This window comes from Streptomyces sp. NPDC056373 (genome assembly GCF_042262425.1).
Classification (GTDB): Bacteria; Actinomycetota; Actinomycetes; order Streptomycetales; family Streptomycetaceae; genus Streptomyces.
In genome coordinates this window covers 1-5823 of sequence record NZ_JBHJPX010000039.1, presented here as the reverse complement: position 1 = coordinate 5823, position 5823 = coordinate 1, and the positions used below count along the sequence as shown (strand labels likewise).

At 71.5% G+C, this 5823-nt stretch carries 7 protein-coding genes; 6 read left to right on the top strand and 1 reads right to left on the bottom strand.

The window, feature by feature from the left end; genetic code table 11:
* Positions 1–95: 95 nt before the first annotated feature.
* The 4 genes from ACFCXS_RS39230 (at position 96) to ACFCXS_RS39215 (ending at position 3356) form a co-directional block, all read left to right on the top strand.
* Positions 96–338 carry a hypothetical protein gene (locus ACFCXS_RS39230; RefSeq protein WP_376648126.1) on the top strand — a complete coding sequence of 81 codons (243 nt, stop codon included), beginning with the start codon at positions 96–98 and terminating at the stop codon, positions 336–338.
* Complete coding sequence (locus ACFCXS_RS39225) at positions 335–703, top strand: hypothetical protein (RefSeq protein ID WP_376648125.1); 369 nt, start codon at positions 335–337, stop codon at positions 701–703. Before ACFCXS_RS39230 ends, ACFCXS_RS39225 begins: the two co-directional genes overlap by 4 nt.
* A 790-nt stretch (positions 704–1493) precedes the next feature.
* On the top strand, positions 1494–3017 hold the full coding sequence (locus ACFCXS_RS39220; protein ID WP_376648124.1) for a protein rep: 1524 nt from the start codon (positions 1494–1496) through the stop codon (positions 3015–3017).
* A 30-nt stretch (positions 3018–3047) separates the two neighbouring features.
* On the top strand, positions 3048–3356 hold the full coding sequence (locus ACFCXS_RS39215; RefSeq protein WP_376295863.1) for a hypothetical protein: 309 nt from the start codon (positions 3048–3050) through the stop codon (positions 3354–3356).
* Positions 3357–3820: 464 nt separating this feature from the next.
* Here ACFCXS_RS39215 and ACFCXS_RS39210 read toward each other — a convergent pair whose 3' ends face one another.
* Complete coding sequence (locus ACFCXS_RS39210) at positions 3821–4372, bottom strand: hypothetical protein (protein WP_376247565.1); 552 nt, start codon at positions 4370–4372, stop codon at positions 3821–3823.
* 704 nt (positions 4373–5076) lie between these two features.
* Here ACFCXS_RS39210 and ACFCXS_RS39205 point away from each other — a divergent pair.
* Both ACFCXS_RS39205 and ACFCXS_RS39200 read left to right on the top strand, forming a co-directional pair.
* Positions 5077–5466: a hypothetical protein gene (locus tag ACFCXS_RS39205; RefSeq protein ID WP_376247569.1), complete on the top strand. Its 390-nt coding sequence runs from the start codon at positions 5077–5079 to the stop codon at positions 5464–5466.
* The coding region (locus ACFCXS_RS39200) for a relaxase/mobilization nuclease domain-containing protein (RefSeq protein WP_376648123.1) at positions 5463–5823 on the top strand (361 nt) is incomplete at its 3' end. The genes ACFCXS_RS39205 and ACFCXS_RS39200, both read left to right, overlap by 4 nt.

Here is a 5823-nt window from a genome sequence, read left to right as displayed (position 1 = left end):
CCCGTTCACCGCCGCCCTCTACCCGGAGCGGACCGAGCACGACCAGATGACCCTCTGCCCGACCTGCCACGTCGCCCGATACGAGGAGAGCTGACATGGACCGCACCCCCGCCGGCCCCGGCCCGTCGGCCGCCGACGTCGCCGCCACCGTCGACCCCATCCAGGCCGCCGCGCAGGCCGCCGCCATCGAGGAAGTCCGCGTCTACGTCGAGAACATCCGACCGACCGACCTCACCGACGCCGGACGGCTCGTCGGCCACCTGATGAACGCCGAGGTCCTCCTGATGAACGTCGCCGCCGCCTTCGCCGACCGCACCGACACGGAGGGCCAGGCATGACCCGCAAGCACGCCATCGTCGAGGCCGCGCCCTCGCTCCTCGTCAGCCACGGTGCCGACTTCTTCGGCGAGGACCGCCACCCGCTCGCCGCCGTACGCGCTCTGGGCCCGTACGCCCAGAACTCGGTGCCCTGGGACGACCGTCCGACCATCGCGCCGCTCGTCCAGCTCCTGGAGGACCTCGCCGACCGGGAGGCCCGGAGCTTCCCCCCGGCCGAGGCAGCCCAGCTCTCCGAGCAGCTCCTCGTCATCGCCCGCAACCGCCGCATCAAGACTGCTGTCGCCGAACTCGCCCGCGCCCTGGCCGACGCCGCCGCCCGCGCCGCCGCCGACAGCGAGCCGTGGACCTGGTCGGTCGAGACGTAGTTGCTGCACTTTTTGGACCGCTCAACGCGGGCGCGCGCGTGGCCGGCCACCGGCCGGGGTGTAACGGAAATCGCCCGGCGGCGTACTACCGGGTGAGACCCCCGCCCAAGTCCCTGATCTGCGAAGAGGAACGCTCGTGGAACTGATGAGACCGCTCTACGCGAACGCGCGCGCCTGTAACGGATCACAGGCCCACTCCGTCCATAGGCCGACGAGGCTCACGACGAGGAGGACCTGACGCACAGGAGCCCCGCCCAGACCCGGGCGGGGCTTCTTCCGCACCGTCAATTCACACCAGCCACAGGGCCCTCGGGCGGGGCGGGGGCAACGAATGGCTCAACTAGTGCCAGGATCATCAGGAGCAAAAAAATGGCGCGACCCAGGGGGCCTATTCCCTGAACCGCGCCACGTGAGTCCGACCGACCGAGCTGCTAAGACCAACCAGAACGGACCCAACGCTGTGCCTACCAGCGTAAGGGACGCTTCGGCGTCCGCGACACCCCAGACTTCCGACGCGCCGCGTGATGACCCCGCTGCCGTCGCTCCCGCCGGAGGCGCTGTGCGCCCCGCTGAGAGCCCCGCCGGGCCTCAGTGTCACTGCGGGGCCCCGATCACCCACACGCCCGGGAAACGGCCGCGTGTGTACTGCTCTGACGCATGCAGGAAGCGCGCGAACCGCGCCAACGCCAAGGGCGAAGCCCTGGCGGCCCGGCCCACCACGACCGCCACGGCGGCACCGGCCCGGACCAAATCCGGACGCGGCCTTGGTACTACCGCGAAAACTACGGACATGCAGGTCAGCGGCCTGCATCAGAACGGCGAAACGGACAACCCGGGCAGCCGCACGGCAAAAAGGGACGCGGCCCCGTTCAGCGGAGGCGTCCCCGGCGCGAAGCCGGAGACCGGCACGGACACGGCTGCCCGTGACGCGGCCTTCATCCTCCGGGAGGCCCTGCGCCCGCTGTCCGGCCTCCAGCGGCTCGCCGACTGCGGGCTGTCCGTCCTCGCGGGCGGCGTCACCCCCGTGATCCGCAACGGCCGGGCGGGGTTCGCCGGGGTCGTCACCTGCGGCTCGGTCCACGTCTGCCCCTGCTGCTCGACCTCGATCCGCCGCGTACGGCAGGACGAGCTGGAGCAGGTCGGGGAATTCTGGGAGTGCCAGTCCTGCGGCCTGGTGATGATGACGCTCACCATGCGGCACTACCTCCGGGACCGGCTCGAAGACCTGCTCGGCAAGCAGCGCGAGGCGTGGAAGCGCGGCTTCGGCCAGAACGCGGGCCGGGCCTGGCGCGACGCGAAAGCCGCGTACGAGATCCGCGGCTTCGTCCGGGCCTGGGAGGTCACCCACGGCTCGAACGGCTGGCACGTGCACTACCACGTGCTGCTGTTCCTGGCCCGGCCCCTGGCGGCCGGTCAGGTCCAGGAGCTCCAGCACCTCGCGTTCGAGGTCTGGTCCGCCGCCCTGGTCAAGGTCGGGGCCCGGATGCCGGTCGAGATCAGCGAGAAGGACGGCAAGCCCGTCGCCGTGCGGATCGACGCCCCGGACCGGGGCGAGTCCGGCAAGCTCGCCCGCTACCTGATGAAGGGCCAGGACGGGAAGGCGAAGTGGGGCGTCGCCCACGAGCTGACCCGGCAGGACATCAAGCAGGGCCAGGGTGGACACCGGACCCCCTTCGAGATCGCCCGCGCCGCCACCGCCCCGGACGCCGACCCGATCGACGTCCAGCTCTGGCAGGAGTTCGTGGCGGCCGCCGTCGGCATCCGAGCCCTGTACTGGTCCAACGGACTGCGCGCCCTGCTCAAGGAGATCGGCTTCGAGCTGGACGACCGCGCCGACGGCAAGGTCGCCTCCGACGAGGCATCGGCCGGGACACCGCTCGCCCGCATCCCCGCCTCGACCTGGTACCGGTACATCGCCCGGCACCCCGGCCGACCGCTCGCCCTGCTGCACGCCGCCGAGAAAGGCGGCGCCGCCGCCGTACGCGCCCTGATCGAGACGTGGGGACTCACCTGGGGACTCGACGTCCAGGAGCCCGACGTCTTCGAGGCCGGGACCGTGCCGACCGCCGACGAGGTCCTCCAGAGCATGGAGCGCGAGACGCTCGCCGCCCGCATGGCTGTCTGGCGCGACGAGTTCGACCGCCAGGACCGCGAGCGTCGCGCCTCCCGGATCGTCCGGCAGGCACCCGGAGCCTGGGACGCCCGCAAGGACGCACAGGCCGCGCTCGACGCGGCGCGCGTTGTCGACGGCACCGAGACCTTCCTCAGCCTCCTGCACCGCCGCCGCCGCGAAACTCTCGCCGCCGCCCAGTAGCCAGCCGCCTTACCCGTGAGGAGAACAACCGTGACCCGCAATCTCCCTGACGTCAGCTTCGCCCGCATCGCCGACCAGAGCGGTCAGCACGTCTTCTTCTGGGCGGCCCCGTCCGCTGGCTTCGACGAGCTGCTTGCCGTCTGGAACCGGATGGACGGCATGACCGCTCAGCCGTTCACCTTCGCCGAACCCGCCATCGTCGCGGCCGCCCAGGACTGGATCGCCGACAAGCTCCAGGAGCACGACAAGGCCACCGTGATGCTCGGCTCGATCGAGAAGGGGAAGTGGGTCAACTGGAACCTCCCGACCGTCCCGCGTCCCGCCGTGCCGACCGACTGACGCCTGGTCCTGCGGGGGCAGCCGACGCAAGCGCCGGCACCGGAGCCCCGGGGGCTCCGGGCGGTGGTCGGCCGGAGCCGGTGACCGGACGCGGGAGCGTCCAGGCCGAGAAGCCGGGGCGGTCGCCTGACCCTCCGCCCCGCGCCAAAATCTCGGCAGCGAGGTATGCCGGTGCGCTTCGCTTACCGGCCCTCGCCCCACGGCGGCGCTCCGCTTGCCGGGGGACACCGCCCCGTTGGGGCGGTCACCGAGACGGCCTTGAGGGCCGCTCGGTGCGTGGGTGGTCGCGGCCGTCGGTGTCCCGGCAGCACCGCCACCCGGCACCGCCAGAGCCCCGCCCGGCCACCGCCACCCGACCGTCACCCGCCACCCCGGGTGGGGGACGCGCGGCGGTGCCGGGTGGCGGTGGTTCCACGACGAAGGGCCCCGCCGATCGGCGGGGCCCTTCCTGTCGTCCGGCAGGTTCAGCCGCGGAACAGCGCCTTCGCGAACCGCTGGTGCGCGGCCTGGCGGCTGGTGCCGAGGGCCTGCCCGATGTCCTCCCAGCTCCCGCCGTTGTCGCGGGCAGCGGTGACCGCCCGCTGAAGCGCTGCGCTGCCGAGCTTCTCGACCTCAGCGGCGGCGGCCGTAGCTGCGATCGGGCGCGAGGACGTCAGGTCGGCCAGCAACCGTCGAACGGTGGCGATTGCGTCGGAGAGGTCATCGGGGACGGTCGTCCCCAAGAGCGGGGCGATGTGTTCCCGGGACCAAGCGCCGTACGGGTACGGGGCGTCGTCGCCATGCTCGAAGCCGTTCGTCTCGTCCTGGTCCTCCCAGTCGATCGGGAACATCTCGGAGGAGCGCCAGCCACATTCGCACCCTGCCCGTACGGCAATAGCCCGGGGCCGCCCCGCTTGGCCGTTGTAGAGCCACCAGGCGCTGTTGCCGTTGATGGGGGCGGGCTCGGTGCCGTCGCCCATCACCGCCACGGGGTACCCCTCGTGGCCGCTGCCGAACTGATCCGTCTGCCAACCCATGTAAAGACCCCTTGACGTCGAATGCCTGGCGTACAGAATCCTTGACACGCTCTCCGGGTGTCAAGAGTCGTTTACGACGTGTCGCATGCGTCAACACATCTTGACGAATGGCGTGTGCCGTCTGTCGGTACGTCATCCCGGTGACGTACAGCCCGGGTCGGTGACGTACGCGGCGGTGGCGGCCGGGGTCGAGGCAGGGTCGCTGGGCAGCATCGGTTCATGACGTCATCCGCCCCCACGTGGGAGTACGGAGCCCCGTACATCCCGATCACCTCGCGTCGGCCAGCACCTGGTCGACCGGCTCCGGCTGAGCGCAGCGGCGCGCCCGGTTCCCCGTCATGTCTCCCGGCGCCCACATCAGCCGAGGGCCAGGACAGGGGAAGTCCGGCACCTCACCAGACCGAATCCCCGGTCTGACGTGCGGTGGTGAGTGGTGAGTCCCCGGACGACCGCAACCCCCTGAGCAACAGCCTGTGCCGCACCCCGCGCAACCCCCTGTGCGTGGCTCTCTGCCGCCCCGCGCGGCGTTCGTCGTAGCGCGGCACAAGACCGACAGATTCAGGAATGCCTCGGTGTGCGATCTGTGCCGGTTTGTCTGGCCGTTGGGTCGTGATGCATAGGTGTGGGGGCTCCGGCCGGGGATCGGCTGGTACGACTGTGGGTCGGTCGCCAATTGGCGACTGGTCACGGTCGGAGGGGAAGAGATGGCACGCGGGACGCCGGGGTCGAAGCGCGGTCACACGGTGTCGGTGCGGCTGTCCGACGAGGAGCGGGAGCGCTGGGAGTCGGCCCGTGGTGAGTCCGGCCGCCGGGAGATGGGCGCGTGGGTGCGGGCCGTGGTCGAGGACGTCCTCGCGGACCGGACCGAGGGCGACGTCCCCGGCGCGGAGAAAGGGCCGGCCCCGCTGCCCCCGATCAACCAGGACGCGTACGACGAGTTGTGCCGGATCGGCGCGAACCTCAACCAGCTTGTGCGCTACACCCACCAGGACGGACAGCTCCACGCTGCCGTCGAGGCGGCCCTGTTCGAGGTCGGCAACGCCGCCCTGGCGGTGAGGGGCATCGAGCCGATGCGGCCCACGGACCCCGAGTGATCGCCAACATCACCAAGGGGCGCAAGGCCGTTGGGGCGCTGATCTACGACTTCGGGCCCGGCCGCCGCGACGAGCACATCAACCCCCGGATCGTCGCCGGGAACGTCACCGGCACCCCGCTCCAGGTTGCCCGCGCGATCGACCACACCGCCCGCCGGCGGCCGGGCATCACCGCGCCGATCTGGCGCACGTCGCTGTCGCTGCCCGACGAGGACGGCATCCTCCCCGACGCCCAGTGGGCCGACATCGCCACGGCGTTCATCGCCGACATGGGGTTCGACGGGGCCCCGTGGGTGGCTGTCCGCCACGGCGACGACCACATCCACCTCACCGTGTCCCGCGTCGACTGGGCCGGGC